Here is a 21,539-nt window from a genome sequence, read left to right on the forward strand (position 1 = left end):
GGTCAATCTACTGGCCGGGCCCCCGGAACCCCCGCAGCCGCCGGTACGCCTCCAGCCCGTCCGGCACCCAGGGCCAGCCGCCCTCCGCCACCCGCCGCTCCAGCTCCGCCTCCGGCAGCCAGGTGTGCCAGTCCACCTCGGAGGCCTGCGGGTCGACCGGCAGCTCGCAGCGCACCTCGTGCACGTACGACCACCAGGACCCGCCCGGCCCCTCGTACAGGAACTTGAACAGCGGTACGGGCTGCGGCAGCCCGCGTACCCCGAGCTCCTCCTCCGCCTCCCGCAGGGCGGCCTGCGGGTAGTCCTCGCCGGCCCCGACCACCCCGCCCACGAACATGTCGTAGTACGCGGGGAAGACCAGCTTCGACGCCGTCCGGCGGTGCACGAAGACCCGCCCCGCCGCGTCCCGGGCCCGCACGAACACGCAGCGGTGGATCAGCCCGCGGGCGTACACCTCGCCGCGCGGCGCCTGCCCCGTCACCCGGTCGTCCCGGTCCACCACGTCCAGCACTTCATCAGCGGCACTCACACGGTTCATCCCATCACCCCTGTTGACGGGTTACCGGTCCGTAGCCAAGGATCGCCCCACCACCGACGGAGGACGGGTTCGCATGACGTACGACGCAGACGTGATCGTGATCGGGGCCGGGCTCGCGGGCCTGGCGGCCACCGCCGAGCTCGTCGACGCCGGCCGCAAGGTGATCCTGCTCGACCAGGAGCCGGAGCAGTCGATCGGCGGCCAGGCGCACTGGTCCTTCGGCGGCCTGTTCTTCGTGGACTCGCCCGAGCAGCGCCGGATGCGCATCAAGGACACCCGGGACCTCGCCCTCCAGGACTGGATGGGCACCGCCGGGTTCGACCGCGAGCAGGACGCCTGGCCGCGCCGCTGGGCCGAGGCGTACATCGACTTCGCGGCAGGCGAGAAGCGCTCCTGGCTGCACCGACAGGGCGTGCGCTTCTTCCCCGTCGTCGGCTGGGCCGAACGCGGCGGCTACGACGCCAACGGCCACGGCAACTCCGTCCCCCGCTTCCACATCACCTGGGGCACCGGCCCCGGCCTGGTCGAGCCCTTCGAGCGCCGGGTCCGGGCCGGGGTCGCCCGCGGCCTGGTCCAGCTGAGGTTCCGCCACCGCGTCACCGGCCTCTCCCGTACCGCGGGCTCCGTGGACACCGTCACCGGCGAGGTCCTGGAGCCCTCCGACGCCGTACGGGGCACCGCGAGCGGCCGCGAGGCCGCCGGTGCCTTCTCGCTGCGGGCCCAGGCCGTCATCGTGACCAGCGGCGGCATCGGCGGCAACCACGACCTGGTCCGCGCCCAGTGGCCCGCCCGCCTCGGCACCCCGCCGCAGCGGATGCTCTCCGGCGTCCCGGCGCACGTGGACGGCCTGATGCTCGGCATCACGGAGGCGGCGGGCGCCAGCCACATCAACAAGGACCGGATGTGGCACTACACCGAGGGCATCGAGAACTGGAACCCGATCTGGTCCCGGCACGGCATCCGCATCCTGCCCGGCCCGTCCTCGCTGTGGCTGGACGCCACCGGCCGCCGGCTGCCCGTACCGCTCTTCCCGGGCTTCGACACCCTCGGCACCCTCGACCACATCATGAAGACCGGCCACGACCACACCTGGTTCGTGCTGAACCAGCGGGTCATCGGCAAGGAGTTCGGGCTCTCCGGCTCCGAGCAGAACCCCGACCTCACCGGCAGGTCCGTCCGCCAGGTCATCGGCCGGGCGCGCCAGGCCGTACCGGGGCCGGTCAAGGCGTTCATGGACAACGGCGCCGACTTCGTCGTCGAGCGGGACCTGTCCGCCCTGGTCCGCGGGATGAACGCGGTCACCAAGGAGGACCTGCTCGACGAGCCGACCGTCCGCGACCAGATCGTGGCGCGGGACCGGGAGATCGCGAACCCCTTCACCAAGGACCTCCAGGTGATGGCGATCCACGGAGCCCGCAAGTACCTCGGCGACAAACTGATCCGTACGGCGGCCCCGCACCGGATCCTGGACCCCGCGGCCGGTCCGCTGATCGCCGTCCGGCTCTCGATCCTGACCCGCAAGTCGCTCGGCGGCCTGGAGACGGACCTCTCCTCGCGGGTCCTCACGCCGGAGGGCGAGCCGCTGCCCGGCGTCTACGCGGCGGGCGAGGCGGCCGGATTCGGCGGCGGCGGCGTGCACGGCTACCGGGCCCTGGAGGGCACCTTCCTCGGCGGCTGCGTCTTCTCGGGCCGGGCGGCGGGCCGGGCGGCCGCCCGGGCGGTCGGCTGAGCCAGGCCGCACCGGTCAGCCGGGCGGAGCCGCCCCGCCCGGCGGCCCCGCCGCGGGGTGGGTTTCAGGCCAGCCGCTCCACGACCCGGAACCGCTCCGCCACCACCCGCGTGTCGTCGTCGACCGTGTACGCCGGATCCCCGATGGCCTCCCGCATCGGCGCGCTGTGCCAGAACCGCTCGTGCGCGGCGCGCCATTCGGCCACCGATCCGTAGCCCTCGCCCTCGTCAAGCGCGTGCCGCAGGTCCACGTCGGCCAGCCGCACCACCCGGACCCCGGTCACCTCCACGACGGCCACCGGCCGCTCGTCGGAATCCACCAGCACCGCCCGCTGCCCGGCCTCGGGCAGCGGCTCGCCCACCGCCTCGTACTCGGGCAGCAGCCCGGTGGTGGAAGTCTTCGCGCCGCTCAGCACGGCCGCCACCAACGTGTCGCGCAGCGGTCCGGGGAACCCCAGCAGGTACGGGGGAAGATCGTCGTACGAGGTCATGATCCGACCCTACGGCAGGGCCGCCCACCTCGCCGAACCGGCACGAGCGCCCCAACTCTCATCGCCCGCCATGCAGTTGAAACCCGCCACGCAGTGGACTGGACCTTGACTCGGAGCTGTGCGTACCGCTTTGCTGTCGGTGATCACCGGTTCGCTCACCGGTACGAAACCCCGACCATCCGGCCGCACCATTCACGTGCAACATGCACGCGTTTCGGCCGGTGCATGTCCCGTCCGCCCGCGTCCTGGAGGGAAACCGCGGATGTCCCCGCCTCCGCCGCCCCTCGGCCGCGCCCGCAAGCGTGACGCCCAGCTCTTCGACCCGGCCCTGTGTGACGCCGAACTCGTCGACGTACGCACGCAGTTCAGCCAGGGCCGCTGGGCCAAGGCCCGCACCCTGCTCGTCGGTACCGGCGACGACTGGGACCGCCGCGGCCACCGCGTCGTCGTCCTCGCCGAGACCCCGGCGGCCGGCGCCTGGGCCCGCGAATGGCTGCTCGCCGAACCGGGCAGCGCCGACGCCTCCACCCTCCTGGCCTGCGCCGCCGTCTTCACCGCGCTGCGCGGCAAGGGCTCGCCGGCCGCCGCCGAGGAGGCCTGCCGCCGCGCCGCCGCCCTCCAGCCCGCGGACCCCACGCCCTGGCTGGGCCTGCTCCTCCTCTCGCGCGCCTTCGGCACCGAGGAGGAGTTCAGCCGCCACTTCGACCAGGTCCGGGCCCGCCACCGCGAGCACCACCACGCCCACCACCTGATGGTCGCCCGGCTCGCCGAGCGCGTTTGCGCCACCGGCCAGGACCCGCTCCACGAGGTGTACGACTTCGCGGCCTGGGCCGCCGAGGAGTCCCCGGCCGACTCCCCGCTCGCCGTGCTCCCCGTCATCGCGCACGCCGAGCGCTACCGCGTGCTCGCCGCCCTCCACGGCCACGGACCCGAGCACGCCGCCGACCACTGGTCCGGACGCCGCGCCCGCCAGGTGCTGCGCTCCGCCTTCGACTGGTGGCTGGAGTGGGAGCGCGAGGACCATCCGCGCAACCGGGTCGACCTCAACTTCCTGGCCCACGCGAAGCTCTGCGAGGGCCGCCCCGCCGAGGCCGCCGCCCTCTTCCACCGGATCGGCAGCCACGCGACCAGCGCCCCCTGGTCCTATCCGGACCTCGACCCGCACAAGGCCTTCCTCGCCGCGCGCAGTGCCGCGCTCGGCACCGCCTGACCCTCCCCGGAACACCCGTACTCCCGAAAGGACGCCGCCATGCCGACGGGCAGATCCACCACGCTCCAAGACCCGCCCGAGATACGCACGTACAAGGGCCAGGACCGCGCCCTGCGCGCCGACCGCCTGGGCACCGCCGGACTGCTGCTGTCCGTGCTCGCCGCCAGCGCGCCCCTGATGGTCGTCGCCGGCGTCATGCCCACGACCTTCGGCGTCATGGGCATCGTCGGCCAGCCGCTGCTCTTCGTCATCCTCGGCATCGTCCTCGCGCTCTTCAGCATCGGCTACGCCGAGATGAGCCGGCACGTCCACAACGCCGGCGCGTTCTACGCGTACATCGCCCGCGGCCTCGGCCCCACCGCCGGCGCGGGCGCCTCGCTCGTCGCCCTCGTCGCGTACAGCGCCATGCAGGTCGGCGTCTACGGCATCCTCGGCTTCGAGATCTCGGGCATCTTCGCCACCTACCTGGACATCGAACTGGCCTGGTGGATCCCGGCCCTGCTCGCCGTCGCCGCCGTCGCCGCCCTCGGCTGGCTGAAGATCGACCTCAACGCCAAGGTCCTCGGCGTCCTGCTCCTCATCGAGTGCGTCCTCGTCGTCATCTTCGACGTCGCCGCCCTCGGCCAGCCCGGCCCCGAAGGCCTCTCGCTCCACGCCTTCAACCCCGAGACCCTCACCGGCGCCGGCCTCGGCACCGCCCTGTGCTTCTGCATCGCCGCCTTCGTCGGCTTCGAGCAGTCCCCGGTGTACGCCGAGGAGACCAGCAAGCCGCACATCGTCGTCTCCCGGGTGATGTTCCTCGCCGTCGGCTTCGTCGCCCTCTTCTTCGCCTTCAGCGCCTGGGCCCTGACCGTCGCCACCGGCCCCTCCGAGGTCGTCAAGACCTCTGCCGAAGCCGGCCCCGGCCTGCTCTTCCAGCTCACGCAGGAGCGCCTCGGCGGCACCTTCACCGACGTCCTGCACGTGCTCTTCGTGACCGGCATGTTCGCGGCCGTCCTCAGCTTCCACAACGTGGTCGCCCGCTACGCCTTCGCCATGGGCCGCGAGGGCCTCCTCCCGGCCGCCTTCGGCCGCACCAACCCCGGAACCGGAGCCCCCGGCACCGGCTCCCTGCTCCAGACCGGCATCGCCACCGTCGTCGTGATCGCCTTCGCCGTCACCGACGACCTGCCCGCCGGCGACCCGACCGCCCCCGTGCTGCACCTCTTCACCTGGATGGGCAGCGTCGGCGCCCTCGGCATCACCCTCCTGATGGCCGCCGCATCCTTCGCCGTCATCGCCTTCTTCGTCCGCCGCGGCACCGCCGGCGCCCAGGTCTGGCGCCTCGCCGCGGCCGGCGCCGCCGGCCTCGCGCTCCTCGGCATCGCCGTCTACACCGTCAAGGACTTCGGCGTCCTCGTCGGCGCCGAGAAGGGCTCCGCCCTCAGCTGGGCCCTGCCCGGCATCATCGGCGCGGCCGTCGTGATCGGCCTGCTGTACGGGGCGCTGCTGCGCCGTCGCCGCCCCGAGGTGCACGCCCGCATCGGCCTGGGCAACGAGGCCTTCCGTCTCGACCAGGCGGCAGAGGCCGACACCGGCGACTAGCCTCGCTTTCCAGCTCCACGGAAGCCCCCGACATCCCATTCCAAGGTCGTCGGGGGCTTCGGTGCGCGTAGGGGTGATTTTGGCGGGTGGCGGAGGCCCATGGTCTCCTGGGGCGATCAAAACGGCCGGACCACCGCACAGGGGACATCACCACCTCCCCGCGCGGCTGCCCGGGCCCTGCCTGTCCCACCCACGAAGGCGAAGTCGTACATGAGTGACCTGAGTGACCGCACCCTGGCCGAGGCGCCCGCCCCGCCGTCGGCCCCGGCGGCGCCCGCCCGCCACGTCGATGCCGGCGACGAGGGCTACAGCAAGGACCTCAAGTCCCGCCACATCAACATGATCGCGATCGGCGGGGCGATCGGCACCGGCCTGTTCCTCGGCGCCGGCGGCCGCCTCGCCGGAGCCGGCCCCTCCCTCGCCATCGCCTACGCCGTGTGCGGCGTCTTCGCCTTCTTCGTCGTCCGCGCACTCGGCGAGCTCGTGCTCTACCGCCCCTCCTCCGGAGCCTTCGTCTCCTACGCCCGCGAGTTCATGGGGGAGAAGGGCGCCTACACGGCCGGCTGGCTGTACTTCCTGAACTGGTCCACGACCACCGTCGCCGACATCACGGCCGCCGCCACCTACGCCCACTTCTGGTCACTGTTCACCGACGTCCCCCAATGGGTCCTCGCCTTCATCGCCCTCGCCATCGTCCTCACCGCGAACCTGATCTCGGTGAAGTACTTCGGCGAGATGGAGTTCTGGTTCTCCCTGGTCAAGGTCGCCGCCCTGACGGTCTTCCTGCTCGTCGGCATCTACCTCGTCGCCACCAGCCACCCCATCGACGGCCACACCCCGGGCCTGTCCACCATCACCGACAGCGGCGGGCTCTTCCCCGTCGGCATGCTCCCCATGCTCCTGGTGATCCAGGGCGTGGTCTTCGCGTACGCCTCCGTCGAGCTCTGCGGCGTCGCCGCCGGCGAGACCGAGAACCCCGAGAAGATCATGCCGAAGGCGATCAACTCGATCATGTGGCGCGTCGGCATCTTCTACGTCGGCTCGGTCGTCCTCCTCGCGCTGCTGCTCCCGTACACCGCGTACTCCTCCGGCCAGAGCCCCTTCGTCACCGTCTTCGACAAGCTGGGCATCCCCGGCGCCGCGGGCATCATGAACCTGGTCGTCCTGACCGCCGCCCTCTCCAGCCTGAACTCCGGCCTCTACTCCACGGGCCGCATCCTGCGCTCGATGGCCATGTCCGGCTCCGCCCCCAAGTTCACCGGCGTCATGAACAAGGGCAAGGTCCCCTACGGCGGAGTCCTCTTCACCGCCGCCTTCGGCATCGCGGGCGTGGGCCTCAACTACTTCATGCCGGCCGACGCCTTCGAGATCGTCCTGAACTTCGCCTCGCTCGGCATCCTGGGCACCTGGGCGATGGTCATGCTCTGCTCGCTCCACTTCTGGCGCCGCGCCCGCCAGGGCCTCCTGGAGCGCCCCGCCTACCGGCTGCCCTGGGCCCCGTACACCCAGCTCGTGACCCTGGTCTTCCTCGTCACGGTCCTGGTCCTGATGTGGTCCGACGGCGGCGTGGGCCGCACCACGGTCATGTGCGTCCCGCTCATCGGCGCGGCCCTGGTGGGCGGCTGGTACCTGGTCCGCCGCCGCGTGGCGGAGATCGCCGCCGCCCGCGACTGACCCCAGCCCCCCGGGTACGGGGCCCCCACCGCGGGGCCCCGCACCCGGGCATGCCCACGACGCCGGGACAACGAAAAGGACCCCGCCGAAGCGGGGTCCTTCTTCTGTGTCCGAGGGGGGACTTGAACCCCCACGCCCGATAAAGGGCACTAGCACCTCAAGCTAGCGCGTCTGCCATTCCGCCACCCGGACAAGGTGTCTGTCTCGCGTCCCTCGCGGGCCGTTCCGACGTGGAAAACATTACCAAACATTCCGGGGTCCCCGATCACACCCCCCGGCGGCCGGGGATCGCCCTTGGGGAGAACGGCCCGGGGGGCGAGGATGGGAGACAGTCCGGTACTGATCAGTGGGAGGAACAGCGTGAGCGAGTCGAGCGCGGGCAGGACCGTTTCCGGCCAGGACGAGGTAGTGGACCTCTGCCGGGACCTCATCCGGATCGACACCAGCAACTACGGAGACCACTCGGGCCCCGGCGAGCGCAAGGCGGCCGAGTGGGTCGCCGAGCAGCTCGCGGAGGTCGGGCTGGAACCGCAGATCTTCGAGTCGCACAAGGGGCGCGCCTCGACGGTGGCGCGGATCGAGGGCGAGGATCCGTCGCGGCCGGCCCTGCTGATCCACGGGCACACCGACGTGGTCCCGGCCAACGCCGCCGACTGGACCTACGACCCCTTCGCGGGCGAGATCGCCGACGGCTGCCTATGGGGCCGCGGCGCCGTCGACATGAAGGACATGGACGCGATGACGCTGGCCGTCGTGCGCGACCGCATGCGCAGCGGGCGCAAGCCCCCGCGCGACATCGTGCTGGCCTTCCTCGCGGACGAGGAGGCGGGCGGGATCTACGGGGCCCGGTACCTCGTCGACAAGCACCCGGCGCTGTTCGAGGGCGTCACCGAGGCGATCGGCGAGGTCGGCGGCTTCTCCTTCACCGTCAACGAGAACCTGCGCCTCTACCTGGTGGAGACCGCCCAGAAGGGCATGCACTGGATGCGCCTGACGGTGGAGGGCACCGCCGGCCACGGATCCATGACCAACAACGACAACGCCATCACGGAGCTGTGCGAGGCCGTCGGCCGGCTCGGCCGCCACCAGTGGCCGGTGCGGGTGACCAAGACCGTACGGTCGTTCCTGGACGAGCTCTCGGACGCGCTCGGCACCCCGCTGGACCCCGACAACATGGACGCCACCCTCGCCAAGCTGGGCGGCATCGCCAAGATGGTCGGCGCCACATTGCGCAACTCCGCCGCCCCGACGATGCTCGGCGCCGGCTACAAGGTCAACGTGATCCCCGGCCAGGCCACGGCGCACGTGGACGGCCGTTTCCTGCCGGGGTACGAGGACGAGTTCTTCGCCGACCTCGACCGGATCCTCGGCCCGCGGGTGAAGCGGGAGGACGTGCACGGGGACAAGGCGCTGGAGACGGACTTCGACGGGCGGCTCGTCGACGCCATGCAGGGCGCGCTGCGGGCCGAGGACCCCATCGCGCGGGCGGTCCCGTACATGCTGTCGGGCGGCACGGACGCGAAGTCCTTCGACGACCTCGGCATCCGCTGCTTCGGCTTCGCGCCGCTGCAGCTCCCGCCGGAGCTGGACTTCGCCGGGATGTTCCACGGGGTGGACGAGCGGGTGCCGGTCGACGGGCTGAAGTTCGGCGTGCGGGTGCTCGACCGGTTCATCGACAACGCCTGAGATTCGCAGAGGTGTGCGCATTCCACTGAGAAGAGTGAATGCGCTCATACGCTCGTAGCCCTGGTGATCCCTCCTCGTTACAGGTGGTGCGGTCCGCGGCTGGGACCGCATTGCCTACTAGGAGGAAAAATGATCAAGAAGATTGTAGCCGCTGCGGCTGCCACTGGTGGCCTCGTTCTCGCGGGTGCGGGTCTGGCTGTCGCCGACGCGGGTGCCCAGGGTGCGGCCATCGGGTCCCCCGGTGTCCTGTCCGGCAACGTCGTCCAGGTTCCGGTTCACGTTCCCGTGAACGTCTGCGGCAACACGATCTCCGTGATCGGCCTGCTGAACCCGGCCTTCGGCAACACCTGCGTCAACGCCTGACGCGTCTGAACCACCAGGCCCCGGAACGCATTCCAGCGTTCCGGGGCCGCCGGGCTTTCCGGCCCGGTTCTACGGTCTTCGGCGGGCCCGCGGGGGAACCTGTACGGCCGGGCCGCCGGGATCGCGCCCGAATACGTACACACCAGGGGACGAGTACAGATGCGACGACCGGCACAGGTCACCAGGAAGACCCTGATCACCATGGCGGCCGCGGGGGGTGTCCTCGCTTTGGGCGGGGGCTACGCGCACGCGGACGCAGGGGCCTCGGGGAAGGCCGCGAACTCACCGGGACTGCTGTCCGGGAACCAGCTGCAGGCGCCCGTGGACGCGCCGGTGAACGCCTGCGGGAACACGGTGACGGTGGTGGGGGGCCTCAATCCGGCCTTCGGCAACCACTGCGCCAACATCTCGGGCAAGCCGAACCGTCCGGATCACCCGGGTCACCCCGGTCACCCCGGTCACCCGGGCGGGGGCGGGGACGACGAGCCCTGCGACGACCACCCGGAGCACCCGGGCAACCCCGGTACGCCGGGCAACCCCGGCAACCCGGGCTCCGAGAACCCCGGCTCCGAGAACCCGGGCAACCCCGGCACCGGCAACCCCGGCACCGGCAACCCCGGCACCGGCAACCCCGGCACCGGCAACCCCGGCACGGGCAACCCCGGCACCGGTACACCCGGTACTCCGGGCACGGGCACCCCCGGTACTCCCGGCACCGGTACGCCCGGCAACCCCGGACCGGGCTCCGTCACCCCCGTCACGCACCCCGGAACGGGACCGGGCACGGGTACCGGAACCGGTGAGACGCCCGGGCTCGCCGCCACCGGCGCGGGCAGCGCCCTCAGTGCCGGTCTCCCGCTCGCGGGCGGACTGCTGCTGGCCGGCACCGTGCTCTACCGGCGCTCCCGCAACGCGGCGTGAGGGCCGCCGGTGACGCGGGTCCCACCCCGGGCCCGCGTCACCGGCGTCACCAGGTCGCGCGGACCTGGCGGATGATCCGGCGGCGCAGTCGCACGCGGCGGCTGCCGTCCCGGTGCAGGGTCAGGCGGTCGAGCTCCCAGTTCCCGTACTCGGCATGATCGGTCAACAGGCGGGTCGCCTCCTTGCGAGGGACGCCGCGGGGTACGTACACGTCGACGAATTCGTATTCCGGCATCGCATCTATTGTGCGGGCAGAGCCCTGCTACGGATAGCGTCTACTCCATGTCTGATGCCGCTCTGCCCACTGTTGCCGAGGTACGCGCCGCCGCCGAGGCGGTCAAGGCCGCACTCGACCGCCACCTCGCCGCGGTCGAGCGCAGGACGGGGGACGAGGACCCGGACGTCTACGCCGCGTTCAACGAACTCGCCGCCGCCGCCGAGGAGTACGACGAACTCCTCTACGACCGCTACGACGAGGTCACCCCCTTCGAGATCCCCACGCCCGAGGACGGCGTCCCGTACGCCGGCCCCGCCGATCCGGCCGCCTTCAGCGTGCTCATCCGCCGGGACTACGCCGTGGTCGAGCCGCCGCGCCTGATCGCCCAGGCCGAGCGTGTCGCCGCGCACGACCGCGACGCCGAGCTCGTGCACGACGGCGGTACGGCGGGCGCGCTGGGCGTGCTCTTCGGGGAGTACGAGCCCGACGAGATCGCCTCCCGCTACAAGGAGTTCGGCCTCGAGGAGGGGGACTCCACCCTCTGGATCGCGGCCTCGGAGGAGGTGGCCGAACCGGGGGAGTGGCTGAACTCGCCCTTCGAGCACACCGGTCCGGAGGACGTGCTGCACCGGTTCGACGTCAGCTCCGTGTTCGACGAGGAGACCGACGAGTTCGACGAGGGCGAGGGCGAGGACGAGCACGGCGACGAGCACGACGACGACCGCGAGGACGAAGGGGCCGAGCCGGGGCTGACCCCGGCCTGACCCGGCCGCCGCGGCCCCCGCCGGGAAGGGCGGGGGCCGCGGTGTGCGCGTCGCCGTCCTGCTATTGCGGCTGCTCCCGCGCCGAGGCCGCCAGCGCGGTCAGCAGGCCCGTCAGCCGGGTCGTACGCGGCTTCGGGAGGACCTCCGCCACCGCCCGCGGCAGTGCCTGGTCCACGCCGTGCACCACCGACAGGTGCCGCTCCGCGCGCCCGAACGCCGTGTACACCCAGTCCCGCGAGAGGGACTCCGCCGCGTCGCCGGGCAGGACGACGACCACCGCCGGCCAGCGCGCCCCGACGGCCTGGTGCGCCGTCACCGCCCAGCCGTGCCGCACCTGGGCCTCCACCAGTTCCTTCGGTACGACCACCGGCTCGCCCGCGCGGTCCAGGTGCAGCCCCTCCGCGTCGGCCGACACCACCCGCGCGGGCAGCGCCCGCCCGGCCGAGGGCACGTGGACGACCCGGTCGCCGGGGTCGAAGCCGCCGAACCGGCCGGGGCCGGGGTTCAGCCGCTCCTTCAGGGCGGCGTTCAGCGCCCGGGTCCCCGCGGAGCCGCCGTGGCCGGGGGTGATCACCTGCACGCCGTCCGCCGGGACGCCGAAGGCCCGCGGCACGGACTCGGCCACCAGCTGCACCGCGCGGTGCACGGCCTCGCCGGCGTCGCGCACGGGGACGATGACGACCTCCTTGCCGGGGGCGTCGACCTGGTACAGCTCCCCGATCCCGACCCCCGAGACCAGCTCGCCGATCGGACCCGGGTCGGGGGTGCGGGAGACCAGCACGGGGCAGGTACGGGCCGCCAGCAGATCGGCGAAGACCCGCCCGGCCCCGGCGGACCCGAGGACCCCGGTGTCTCCCGACAGCACCAGCCGGGCCCCGTCCGGGACCGACTCCACCAGCGCGGCCGCCGTCTCCACGTCCAGCTGCGGCGCGTCCAGCACCACGAGCAGGTCCAGCGCGAACCGCCCGTCGGCGTCCCGCCCGGGCCCCTCCGTCCCGGCCAGCAGCCCCGCCACGGTCACGGAGTCCGGGCCGCCGGGGGCGTGCGCGGCCAGGCAGGCGCGCAGACCCAGCTCCCGGGCGGCCGCCAGCAGGGCGAGCGGTTCGGCGCGGGCCGCCGAACCGCCCGTGTGGGCCACCACGCCGTTGGCCGCGACCGCGCGGATCAGCTCGGCCCCCGGTCCGGTGGCGGCCTTCTCCCAGTCCGCCGGCCCGTCGAGGGCGCTGGCGACGCGGGCCAGGCCGTCGGCCAGGCTCTCCTCGGCCATCGCGGCCCCCTCCAGGCCCACGAGGACGCGTACCGGCTGATCCGCGTCCTCCTCCGCCGGCGGCGGGCCCAGCGGCTCGTGGAACACCAGCACCGAGCCGTCGGCGACCGCCTCGCCGAGGGCCTCGGCGGGCTCCGGGACGCCGTACTGGGCCAAGGCCTTCTCCAGGACCGGCGCCTCCAGAGCGGTGTGCCCCTTCAGGCCCGCCTGCGCCAGCAGCCAGCCCAGCAGCGCGGCGGTGCGGCGCTCGTCCCCGGGACCGGCTTCGGAGCCCAGCAGGGCCCGCGCGAAGCCGTCCGCCTGGCTCGGGCGCACCGCGGGCACCGACAGCAGCCGCCAGGGGTCCTCGGCCAGCTCCCGCGCCGCCCCGTCGCCCAGGGCCGCCGCGACCGGGGCCGCGAGGTCCTCCGGAGCGCCGCCGCGGGCCAGGACCGCCCGAACGGCGTCGACGGTCCCGGCGGACGCCTGCGGCGACGGCGCGGCGGCGGCCGCGGGCACCGGCGTGCGCGGCGCCGGGGGAGCGGGAGCCGCCTTCCGCGGCGCGGCGGGGGCCTCGTCGAAGTACACGGCGGGCGCCTCGGCCCCGCCCTCCACGGCGCGCACGGCCGCCAGCAGGTCGGCGGCCCGCCCGCTGAGCTTCGCCCCGGCCTCGACCGGCGCGTCCCGTTCGGCCTTGCGGCGGGCGATGCGCTCCCGCTCGACCTTCTGCGCGGCCAGCTCGGCCTGCGCCTCGCTCAGCCCGGGCGCGGCGGCGGCTTCCACCGGAGCCGCGTCCGCCGCGGGCTCCGCCGCCGCGTCGTCGGTACCGTCCTGCGCCGCGCCCTCCGGCTCCTGCGCCGCGTCCTCCGACGCCGCCTCGGCGGCGTCGGGTTCCTCGGGCTCCCCGGCCTCCTGCGCGGCGGTCCCGGGCGCCGCCGCGGGGTCCTCCCCGCCGGCTTCCCCGGCCGCGTCCTCGGCCGCGGCGGGGTCCGGCGGGGCGGGCTCGGATGCCGTGGGACCCTCCGGGCCGACGGTGCCGTCGGCGGGCTCCTCGGGGGTTTCCGTGGCGGGGTCCGTGCTCACAGCGTGCTCCAGTCCTGGTCGGGATAGCGGTGCACGGGCGCCGAAACGTCGTCCAGCGCCCGGCAGATCTCCTCCGGAAGACTAAGCGCCTCCACCGACAGCGCCGCCGCGAGCTGATCCGAAGTCCGCGCGCCGACGATCGGGGCGACCACCCCCGGCCGGTCCCGGAGCCACGCCAGGGCCACCTGGAGCGGGGTCACCCCGAGCCCCTGGGCGGCCGTGACCACCGCGTCCACGATCCGGCCCGCCGCCTCGTCCAGGTACGGGTCCACCAGCGCGGCCAGAGCCTGCGACGCGCCCCGGGAGTCGGCGGGCGTGCCGCCGCGGTACTTGCCCGTCAGGACACCGCGCCCCAGCGGGGACGAGGGCAGCAGGCCGATGCCGAGGTCGAGCGCGGCCGGCAGCACCTCCCGCTCCACGCCGCGCTGGAGGAGGGAGTACTCCATCTGGGTCGACGCGAGCCGGGTCCGCGTCCCCGGGGCCGCGAGCTGCCAGGTCGCCGCCTTCGCGAGCTGCCAGCCGCAGAAGCCCGCCACGCCCGCGTACCGGGCCCGGCCGCTGCTCACGGCCAGGTCCAGGGCCTGCAGGGTCTCCTCCAGCGGGGTCGCCGGGTCGAAGGCGTGGATCTGCCACAGGTCCACGTAGTCGGTGCCGAGCCGGTCCAGGGAGGCGTCGAGGGCGGCCAGGAGGTGCCCCCGCGAACCGTCGAACCGGCGGTCCGGACGGGTCACGATGCCGGCCTTCGTGGCGATCACCAGGTCCCGGCGGGGGACGAGCCCCCCGACGAGCTGCCCGAGGATGTACTCCGCCTCCCCGTCCCCGTACACGTCGGCGGTGTCGACGAGGGTGCCGCCCGCGTCCCAGAAGGTCTTCACCTGCTCGGCGGCTGCTTCTCCGCCGGTGTCGCGGCCCCAGGTCAGGGTGCCGAGGCCGATCCGGGAAACGCGCAGTCCGGTGCGGCCGAGATGCCTCTGCTCCATGAGCGCTGAGACTACTGGGGCACTGCCGCGGCGGAGCCTGGCGCGCTACAGTCCCGGCAGACCCACGTTACTCATGGGTACACCGGTACTGCGTAAGGGGACGACATGCGGCTCGGCATCAATCTCGGCTACTGGGGTGCGGGCATGGACGCCGACAACCTCGCCGTCGCCCAGGAGGCCGACCGGCTCGGCTACGACGTCTGCTGGGCCGCGGAGGCCTACGGTTCCGACGCCCCGACCGTGCTCGCCTGGGTCGCCGCCCAGACCGAGCGCATCGACGTCGGCTCGGCGATCCTCCAGATCCCGGCCCGCCAGCCCGCGATGACGGCCATGACGGCGGCCACCCTCGACTCCCTCACCGGGGGCCGCTTCCGCCTCGGCCTCGGCGTCTCGGGCCCGCAGGTCTCCGAGGGCTGGTACGGCGTCAAGTTCGACAAGCCGCTCGCGCGGACCCGGGAGTACGTGGAGATCGTCCGCAAGGCGATGACCCGCGAGCGCCTTTCCTACGAGGGCGAGCACTGGACCCTGCCGCTGCCCGGCGGCCCGGGCAAGCCGCTCAAGCTCACCGTCCACCCCGAGCGCGAGCACATCCCGCTCTACATCGCCGCCATCGGCCCGAAGAACCTGGAGCAGACCGGCGAGATCGCCGACGGCGCGCTGCTGATCTTCCCCGCCGCCGAGCACCTGGAGTCCACCGCGCTCACCCACATCCGGGCGGGCCGCGAGAAGGCCGGGCTCACCATGGACGGCTTCGACGTGTGCCCGACCGTGCCGCTGGCCCTCGGCGACGACGTGCACGCCCTCGCCGACGTGTTCCGCCCGTACACCGCCCTGTACGTCGGCGGCATGGGCAGCCGGAAGCAGAACTTCTACAACCAGCTGGCCCAGCGCATGGGATACGAGAAGGAAGCCGCGGAGATCCAGGACAAGTACCTGGCCGGCGACAAGACGGGCGCGGCCGCGGCCGTCCCGCACTCGCTGATCGACTCGACCGCGCTGCTCGGCCCCGTGGAGCGGATCGCGGACGGGATGCGGGCCTACGCGGAGGCCGGGGTCACCACCCTCACCCTCGCGCCGGCCGGCTTCACCCGCGAGGAGCGCCTCGCCGCCCTGCGCGCCGGCACCGAGGCCATGGAACTCGCCGGACTGGCATAGGCCGCCGGGCGCGGCCCCCGCGTCCCGTCGGACGGGGTGCGCGGGGGCGGCGTACGCGAGGAGAGGTCCGCGGCCGTGGTGGGGGCTCGGGGGGTCTTCCCCGCCACGGCCGACACCGCCAACAACGCGCCGGGAGCCCGCGGGGTTACGCGGCGGGGCCCAACGCCAGGGTTCGTTCATTCGGACGAGCAGCGCGACCTATCGGTTGCCCGTCCCGGGCAGCGGCGTTTGACTCGGTACATGCTCTCTGCCCGCAGCCTGTTCCAGGAGATCGTCGACAACGACGACGCCTTCCAGCTGTTCTGCTCCGTCGCCGCCAGCGGGGAGTCCCAGGGCGGCTGGGAGAACGCCCGCATCGCCGCCCTGGTACCCGACGGCATGCGCGATCTCGCGCCCAAGATCACCCGGCACGGCGCCGACGAGGACAAGCACGGGCGGATCTTCAACGCCCTGCTCCACAAGCGCGGCCTGCCACCGGTCCCCGTCCCGCCCGAGACCGACTACACGATGCTGCTGGAGCGGCGCGGCATCGGCCTGGCCCACGACAAGCTCCGCCGCGAGGAGCCGCTGACCGAGGAGGACATCGTCGTCTACCTCGCGCACAGCCGCGTCACCGAACAGCGCGCCGCCGACCAGATGGTCATGCTCGTGCGCTGCTTCGGCGACGACCCCGAGATCGGCAGGGCCGTCCGCATGATCAGCAACGACGAGGACAACCACCTCGCGTACTGCCACGAGGAACTGCTGCGCCTGGCCCGCGCGGGCCACGGCCGGACCATCCACCGGGTGCTCCGCGAGAGCGCGCTCACCGAGATCGGCGTCTACCGGGACGTGAGCCTCGCCGTCATGGACCACATGGGCCGGCTGCTGGCCTGGCCCGCGCCGAAGGCGGCCCTGCTCGCCGCCGGGATCCGCGGGACGCACGCGTACGAGCGGTTCAGCGGCTGGCACCGCATGGTGCGCCTGAGCATGCCCGAACGGCGCGACGCCCTGAGCGGCGCACCGACCTCCGCCCCCGAGTTCGCGTAGCGCCCCGCGACACCCCCGCGACACCCCCTAGAGCCAGCCGCGGCGCTTGAACGTCCGGTGCAGGCCCAGGCACAGGCCCGCCATCAGCACGAGCACCGCCGGATAGCCCCAGGTGTGCCTCAGCTCCGGCATGTGGTCGAAGTTCATCCCGTAGATCCCCGCCACCATCGTCGGCACCGCCGCCATCGCCGCCCACGCCGAGATCTTGCGCATGTCGTCGTTCTGCCGGACCCCCATCTGCGCCAGGTGCGCGGAGAGCGCGTCCGACAGCAGCCGGTCCAGGCCCTCGATGTACTCGTTCGCCTTGGTCAGGTGGTCGGCCACGTCCCGGAAGAACGGCCGCGCGTGCTCGTGGACGAACGGCACGCCCCCGAAGGCGAGCCGGTCCATCGGCTGGAGCAGCGGGCTCGTCGCCCGGCGGAACTCCAGCACCTGCCGCTTGAACCCGTAGATCCGGGCGGCGATGTTCTTCGTGTCCGAGGCGTTCGGGGCGAAGACCTCCGCCTCCAGCTCCTCCAGGTCCGCCTGCAGCTCGGCGGCCACCTCGATGTAGTGGTCGACCACGGCGTCGGACACCGCGTACAGCACCGCCGTCGGGCCGTGCCGCAGGACCTGTGGCTCCTGCTCCAGCCGGTGCCGGACGGCGGCCAGCGGGGCGCCTTCGCCGTGCCGGACGGTGACGACGAAGCAGTCGCCAATGAACACCATCAGCTCGCTTGCGGTCACCGTGTCGGTGGCGTCGTCGTACCGCACCGGTTTGAGGACCACGAACAGCGAGTCGTCGTACACCTCCAGCTTCGGCCGCTGGTGGGCGGTCAGCGCGTCCTCCACCGCCAGCGGGTGCAGCCCGAACTCCCCGCGTACGTGGTCGAACTCCTTCTCCGACGGTTCGTGCATGCCGACCCACAGGAAGGAGTCGCCGGTCGCCCGCGCCTCGTCGAGGGCGTCGGAGAAGTCTTCGGGAGCCTCGGACCGACGGCCGTCCCGGTACATCGCGCAGTCCACAATCACCCGGGCATTGTTCCCTGCCGGCGGCCGGCCCGCACACCGGCGCCGCCGCTTACCCTTGGCGTCATGGCCACGCTGATCCTCGTACGACACGGGCGGTCCACCGCCAACACCGCCGGACTGCTCGCCGGATGGACCCCGGGAGTCGCGCTCGACGAGCGCGGCGCCGAACAGGCCGCCGCGCTGCCCGGGCGGCTGGCGGGGGTGCCCCTCGCCGCCGTCGTCACCAGCCCGCTGCAACGCTGCCGGGAGACGCTCGCACCGCTGCTGGCCGCCCGGCCCGGGCTGGAGCCGCACACCGACGAGCGGATCGGCGAGTGCCACTACGGCGACTGGTCCGGCCGCAAGCTCTCCGAGCTGTCCGACGAACCGCTGATGAAGATCGTCCAGCAGCACCCCTCCGCCGTCGCCTTCCCCGGCGGCGAGTCCATGCGCGCCATGCAGGCCCGCGCCGTGGACGCCGTACGGGACTGGAACGCGCGGATCGAGGAGGAGCACGGGAGCGACGCCGTCTTCCTGATGTGCTCGCACGGCGACATCATCAAGTCCCTCGTGGCCGACGCCCTGGGCATGCACCTGGACCTCTTCCAGCGCATCCACGTCGACCCCTGCTCGGTCACCGCGATCCGGTACACCCCGATCCGGCCGTACGTGTTCCGGCTCGGGGACACCGGGGACTTCGGAGCGCTCGTGCCGAGCCCGGCCTCCGGCGACGCCGAGGAGCCCGGGGCCGCGGAGGCGCGCACCAGTGGCGGCAACGGCGACGACGCCGTCGTGGGGGGCGGTGCGGGCGCCGTGTGATCGAACGGCGCAGTAGGGTGGTCGGGCCCACACTGGGGCGCAGGACTGCCCCCGCCGCCGAGACTTGGAGACTGGACGTGCCCCGTCAGGTGTTCCTCTACGACCCCCCGGACCGCTTCGTGGCCGGCACGGTCGGCCTTCCGGGACGCCGTACGTTCTTCCTGCAGGCCTCCTCCGGCCCCCGCGTCACCAGCGTCTCCCTGGAGAAGACCCAGGTCGCGGCGCTGGCCGAGCGGATGGACGAGCTGCTGGACGAGGTCGTGCGGCGCACCGGGGGCAATGCCCCGGTGCCGGCCGTCGCCCCCGCGGAAGCGTCCGACACCGCGCCCCTGGACGTCCCCGTCGACGAGGAGTTCCGCGTCGGCACCATGGCCCTGGCCTGGGACGGCGAGGAGCAGCGGATGATCGTCGAGGCGCAGGCCCTGGTGGAGGTGGAGGCCGACTCCGACGAGGACCTCGCCGAGGCCGAGGAACGGCTGCTCCAGGACGAGGAGAACGGCCCGCCCATGCTGCGGGTCCGCCTCAGCGGCGCCCAGGCCCGGGCCTTCGCCAAGCGGGCCCTGGACGTGGTCAACGCCGGGCGCCCGCCCTGCCCGTTGTGCAGCCTGCCGCTGGACCCGGAGGGGCACGTGTGCCCGCGCCAGAACGGCTACCGGCGCCAGGCGTGAGCACCACGGGGGAACACGAGGACCTGCTCGCCCTGGGCGAGCTGACCGTCGTCGGCCGCATCCGGGAGGCGTCCAACGCCGTCCTGCTGTGCACGGTCGCGTACGAGGGCGCCACCGCCGACTGCGTGTACAAGCCGGTCAAGGGCGAGCGGCCGCTGTGGGACTTCCCCGACGGGAACCTCGCCCGGCGCGAGGTCGCCGCCTACCTGGTCTCCGAGGCCACCGGGTGGGGCCTGGTACCGGAGACCGTCCTGCGCGACGGACCGTACGGCGAGGGCATGGTCCAGCGCTGGATCGAGTCGGCCGACGCGAACGCGAGCGGTGATGAGGGCGCGGACGCGGACGCGAGCGGCGACGAGGGCGCGGACGGGAGCGGCGACGAGGGCGCGGACGGGAGCGGGGCCGCCGACGGCGGTCCGGGCAGCGGGCTCCTCGCGCTCGTCGAGGGCGAGGAGGCGGCGGAGGGCTGGAAACCCGTCGCCCTGGCCGAGGTCGGCGAGGGCCGCACCGCCCTGCTCGTGCACGCGGACGACCCGCGGCTGCGCCGCATGGCCGTCCTCGACGCCGTGATCAACAACGGCGACCGCAAGGGCGGCCACCTGCTGCCCACGGCCGACGGACGCCTCTACGGCATCGACCACGGAGTGACCTTCCACACCGAGGACAAGCTCCGCACCCTCCTGTGGGGGTGGGCGGGGGAGCCGCTCACGGACGAGGCCCGCCAGGTCCTCGGCTCGCTCGGCGCGGAACTGGCCGACGGGGCGCCGCTCGCCACCCGGCTGGCGGAACTCGTCACCGCGGCCGAGCTGGCCGCCGTACGGGACAGGGTGGGGCAGCTGCTGCGCACCGGCACCCACCCCAAGCCATCGGGGCAGTGGCCGGCGATCCCCTGGCCACCGGTCTGATCCGGCCAGTATCGATACGCACAGAATCGGCCAGACCGCAAGAGAGTCGATCAAGACAACAGTGCTGGTCCGGTTCGTTTCCGGAACATCCGTCCGGTTACGCTCGTGCCATGCATGCCTGGCCCGCTTCTGAGGTCCCCGCCCTGCCTGGCAAGGGCCGCGACCTCAAGATCCACGACACCGCGACCCAGGGGACGATCACCCTCGCCCCCGGTCCCGTCGCCCGAATCTACGTCTGCGGCATCACGCCGTACGACGCGACCCACATCGGTCACGCGGCGACCTACAACGCGTTCGACCTCGTGCAGCGCGTGTGGCTCGACACCAAGAGGCAGGTCCACTACGTCCAGAACGTCACGGACGTGGACGACCCGCTCCTGGAGCGGGCCCAGCGCGACGGCCACGACTGGACCGAGCTGGCCGAGCGCGAGACCGCGCTCTTCCGCGAGGACATGACCGCCCTGCGGATGCTGCCGCCGCAGCACTACATCGGAGCCGTCGAGGCCATACCCGGCATCGTGCCGCTGGTCGAGCGGCTGCGCGACGCGGGCGCCGCGTACGACCTGGACGGCGACGTCTACTTCTCCGTGGAGTCCGACCCCCACTTCGGCGGGGTCTCGCACCTCGACGCCGAGGCGATGCGGCTGCTGTCCGCCGAACGCGGCGGCGACCCGGAACGGCCGGGGAAGAAGAACCCCCTCGACCCGATGCTGTGGATGGCCGCCCGCCCGGGCGAGCCCAGCTGGGACGGCGGCTCGCTGGGCCGCGGCCGACCGGGCTGGCACATCGAGTGCGTCGCCATCGCCCTGGACCACCTGGGCATGGGCTTCGACATCCAGGGCGGCGGTTCCGACCTGGTGTTCCCGCACCACGAGATGGGCGCCTCGCACGCGCAGGTGCTGACGGGCGAGTTCCCGATGGCCAAGGCGTACGTCCACGCCGGCATGGTGGCCCTGCACGGCGAGAAGATGTCGAAGTCCCGCGGGAACCTGGTCTTCGTCTCCGCGCTGCGGCGGTCCGGCGTCGACCCGGCGGCCATCCGCCTCGCGCTCCTGTCGCACCACTACCGGGCCGACTGGGAGTGGACGGACGCGGTGCTCGAGGACGCGGTGGCCCGCCTGGCGCGCTGGCGCGCGGCCGTGTCCCGGCCGGACGGACTCCCGGCGGACGCCCTGGTGGAAGAGGTCCGCGCGGCCCTCTCCGCCGACCTGGACGCCCCGGCGGCGCTGGCCGCCGTGGACCGCTGGGTGGAACTCCAGCTGGCCGGGGGCGGCGACGACGAGTCGGCCCCGGGCTTGGTCTCCCGTACGGTGGACGCCCTGCTGGGCGTGGCCCTGTAGCGGTCGCGGACCCGTGGTCCCGGGGGCACCGCTCCCGGGCCACACCGCCCCCAGGGCCACCGTCCCGGGGCCCACACCGCTCCCGGACTTCCGTGCCTCACACGTCGGCGGGGGCCGGGCCCCCCCGCCCCGCCCCCCCCCCCCCCCC

The 21,539-nt window shown here is 73.3% G+C and carries 20 protein-coding genes and 1 tRNA gene; 14 read left to right on the plus strand and 7 right to left on the minus strand.

Features of this window, described 5'->3' with window-relative positions:
- Positions 1 to 7: 7 nt before the first annotated feature.
- Positions 8 to 538, minus strand: a complete 531-nt coding sequence (locus OTB16_RS23440) for an NUDIX hydrolase (protein ID WP_420717782.1) — start codon at positions 536 to 538, stop codon at positions 8 to 10.
- 73 nt (positions 539 to 611) lie between these two features.
- Here OTB16_RS23440 and OTB16_RS23445 point away from each other — a divergent pair, with 73 nt between their 5' ends.
- On the plus strand, positions 612 to 2,267 hold the full coding sequence (locus OTB16_RS23445; protein WP_267722600.1) for an FAD-binding dehydrogenase: 1,656 nt from the start codon (positions 612 to 614) through the stop codon (positions 2,265 to 2,267).
- Positions 2,268 to 2,331: 64 nt separating this feature from the next.
- Here the strand turns inward: OTB16_RS23445 and OTB16_RS23450 are convergent, their stop codons facing one another.
- Positions 2,332 to 2,757, minus strand: a complete 426-nt coding sequence (locus OTB16_RS23450) for an ASCH domain-containing protein (RefSeq protein ID WP_267722601.1) — start codon at positions 2,755 to 2,757, stop codon at positions 2,332 to 2,334.
- A gap of 262 nt (positions 2,758 to 3,019) precedes the next feature.
- Between OTB16_RS23450 and OTB16_RS23455 the strand changes: the two genes are divergently transcribed.
- The 3 genes from OTB16_RS23455 to OTB16_RS23465 all read left to right on the plus strand — a co-directional run bounded on the left by OTB16_RS23455 (position 3,020) and on the right by OTB16_RS23465 (position 7,225).
- Complete coding sequence (locus OTB16_RS23455; RefSeq protein WP_267722603.1) at positions 3,020 to 3,967, plus strand: hypothetical protein; 948 nt, start codon at positions 3,020 to 3,022, stop codon at positions 3,965 to 3,967.
- Positions 3,968 to 4,006: 39 nt separating this feature from the next.
- On the plus strand, positions 4,007 to 5,551 hold the full coding sequence (locus tag OTB16_RS23460; RefSeq protein ID WP_267722605.1) for an APC family permease: 1,545 nt from the start codon (positions 4,007 to 4,009) through the stop codon (positions 5,549 to 5,551).
- Positions 5,552 to 5,770: 219 nt separating this feature from the next.
- Positions 5,771 to 7,225 carry an amino acid permease gene (locus tag OTB16_RS23465; RefSeq protein WP_267722756.1) on the plus strand — a complete coding sequence of 485 codons (1,455 nt, stop codon included), beginning with the start codon at positions 5,771 to 5,773 and terminating at the stop codon, positions 7,223 to 7,225.
- A 107-nt stretch (positions 7,226 to 7,332) separates the two neighbouring features.
- On the opposite strand, the gene OTB16_RS23470 is transcribed toward OTB16_RS23465, so the two are convergent.
- Positions 7,333 to 7,417, minus strand: a tRNA-Leu gene (locus tag OTB16_RS23470).
- Positions 7,418 to 7,585: 168 nt separating this feature from the next.
- Between OTB16_RS23470 and OTB16_RS23475 the strand changes: the two genes are divergently transcribed.
- From OTB16_RS23475 to OTB16_RS39340, 3 genes are all read left to right on the plus strand, one after another.
- Positions 7,586 to 8,911, plus strand: coding sequence for a M20/M25/M40 family metallo-hydrolase (locus OTB16_RS23475; protein ID WP_267722606.1), 1,326 nt, complete (start codon positions 7,586 to 7,588; stop codon positions 8,909 to 8,911).
- 129 nt (positions 8,912 to 9,040) lie between these two features.
- On the plus strand, positions 9,041 to 9,274 hold the full coding sequence (chpH, locus tag OTB16_RS23480; RefSeq protein WP_267722607.1) for a chaplin ChpH: 234 nt from the start codon (positions 9,041 to 9,043) through the stop codon (positions 9,272 to 9,274).
- A gap of 159 nt (positions 9,275 to 9,433) precedes the next feature.
- Positions 9,434 to 10,195 carry a chaplin gene (locus tag OTB16_RS39340; protein WP_324290868.1) on the plus strand — a complete coding sequence of 254 codons (762 nt, stop codon included), beginning with the start codon at positions 9,434 to 9,436 and terminating at the stop codon, positions 10,193 to 10,195.
- A gap of 46 nt (positions 10,196 to 10,241) precedes the next feature.
- Here OTB16_RS39340 and OTB16_RS23490 read toward each other — a convergent pair whose 3' ends face one another.
- Positions 10,242 to 10,430: a DUF5703 family protein gene (locus OTB16_RS23490; protein WP_031146791.1), complete on the minus strand. Its 189-nt coding sequence runs from the start codon at positions 10,428 to 10,430 to the stop codon at positions 10,242 to 10,244.
- Positions 10,431 to 10,477: 47 nt separating this feature from the next.
- Here OTB16_RS23490 and OTB16_RS23495 point away from each other — a divergent pair, with 47 nt between their 5' ends.
- The gene (locus OTB16_RS23495; RefSeq protein WP_267722609.1) at positions 10,478 to 11,176 is read left to right on the plus strand and encodes a hypothetical protein; all 699 of its coding nucleotides are present in this window, start codon (positions 10,478 to 10,480) and stop codon (positions 11,174 to 11,176) included.
- A gap of 61 nt (positions 11,177 to 11,237) precedes the next feature.
- Here OTB16_RS23495 and OTB16_RS23500 read toward each other — a convergent pair whose 3' ends face one another.
- The gene (locus OTB16_RS23500) at positions 11,238 to 13,505 is read right to left on the minus strand and encodes an ATP-binding domain-containing protein (RefSeq protein WP_267722611.1); all 2,268 of its coding nucleotides are present in this window, start codon (positions 13,503 to 13,505) and stop codon (positions 11,238 to 11,240) included.
- Complete coding sequence (locus tag OTB16_RS23505; RefSeq protein ID WP_267722612.1) at positions 13,502 to 14,485, minus strand: aldo/keto reductase; 984 nt, start codon at positions 14,483 to 14,485, stop codon at positions 13,502 to 13,504. The genes OTB16_RS23500 and OTB16_RS23505 overlap by 4 nt, the downstream gene beginning before the upstream one ends.
- A 105-nt stretch (positions 14,486 to 14,590) precedes the next feature.
- Here OTB16_RS23505 and OTB16_RS23510 point away from each other — a divergent pair, with 105 nt between their 5' ends.
- Entirely contained in the window at positions 14,591 to 15,640 is a 1,050-nt protein-coding gene (locus OTB16_RS23510) for an LLM class F420-dependent oxidoreductase (RefSeq protein ID WP_267722614.1), read from the plus strand.
- Between the two features lie 240 nt (positions 15,641 to 15,880).
- The gene (locus OTB16_RS23515; RefSeq protein WP_267722615.1) at positions 15,881 to 16,669 is read left to right on the plus strand and encodes a ferritin-like domain-containing protein; all 789 of its coding nucleotides are present in this window, start codon (positions 15,881 to 15,883) and stop codon (positions 16,667 to 16,669) included.
- A 27-nt stretch (positions 16,670 to 16,696) separates the two neighbouring features.
- Here OTB16_RS23515 and OTB16_RS23520 read toward each other — a convergent pair whose 3' ends face one another.
- A complete protein-coding gene (locus OTB16_RS23520) occupies positions 16,697 to 17,680 on the minus strand; it encodes a magnesium and cobalt transport protein CorA (RefSeq protein ID WP_324290869.1) in 984 nt (327 codons plus the stop codon).
- Between the two features lie 63 nt (positions 17,681 to 17,743).
- Here OTB16_RS23520 and OTB16_RS23525 point away from each other — a divergent pair, with 63 nt between their 5' ends.
- The 4 genes from OTB16_RS23525 to mshC all read left to right on the plus strand — a co-directional run bounded on the left by OTB16_RS23525 (position 17,744) and on the right by mshC (position 21,391).
- Positions 17,744 to 18,478, plus strand: a complete 735-nt coding sequence (locus tag OTB16_RS23525) for a histidine phosphatase family protein (RefSeq protein ID WP_267722617.1) — start codon at positions 17,744 to 17,746, stop codon at positions 18,476 to 18,478.
- A gap of 77 nt (positions 18,479 to 18,555) precedes the next feature.
- The gene (locus tag OTB16_RS23530) at positions 18,556 to 19,146 is read left to right on the plus strand and encodes a DUF3090 domain-containing protein (protein ID WP_267722618.1); all 591 of its coding nucleotides are present in this window, start codon (positions 18,556 to 18,558) and stop codon (positions 19,144 to 19,146) included.
- Entirely contained in the window at positions 19,110 to 20,051 is a 942-nt protein-coding gene (locus tag OTB16_RS23535; protein WP_267722620.1) for an SCO1664 family protein, read from the plus strand. Before OTB16_RS23530 ends, OTB16_RS23535 begins: the two co-directional genes overlap by 37 nt.
- A 110-nt stretch (positions 20,052 to 20,161) precedes the next feature.
- Positions 20,162 to 21,391, plus strand: coding sequence for a cysteine--1-D-myo-inosityl 2-amino-2-deoxy-alpha-D-glucopyranoside ligase (mshC, locus tag OTB16_RS23540; protein WP_267722621.1), 1,230 nt, complete (start codon positions 20,162 to 20,164; stop codon positions 21,389 to 21,391).
- The last annotated feature ends 148 nt before the right edge of the window (positions 21,392 to 21,539 follow it).

Origin of the sequence: Streptomyces antarcticus, from assembly GCF_026627255.1 — a bacterium.
GTDB lineage: Bacteria > Actinomycetota > Actinomycetes > Streptomycetales > Streptomycetaceae > Streptomyces > Streptomyces antarcticus.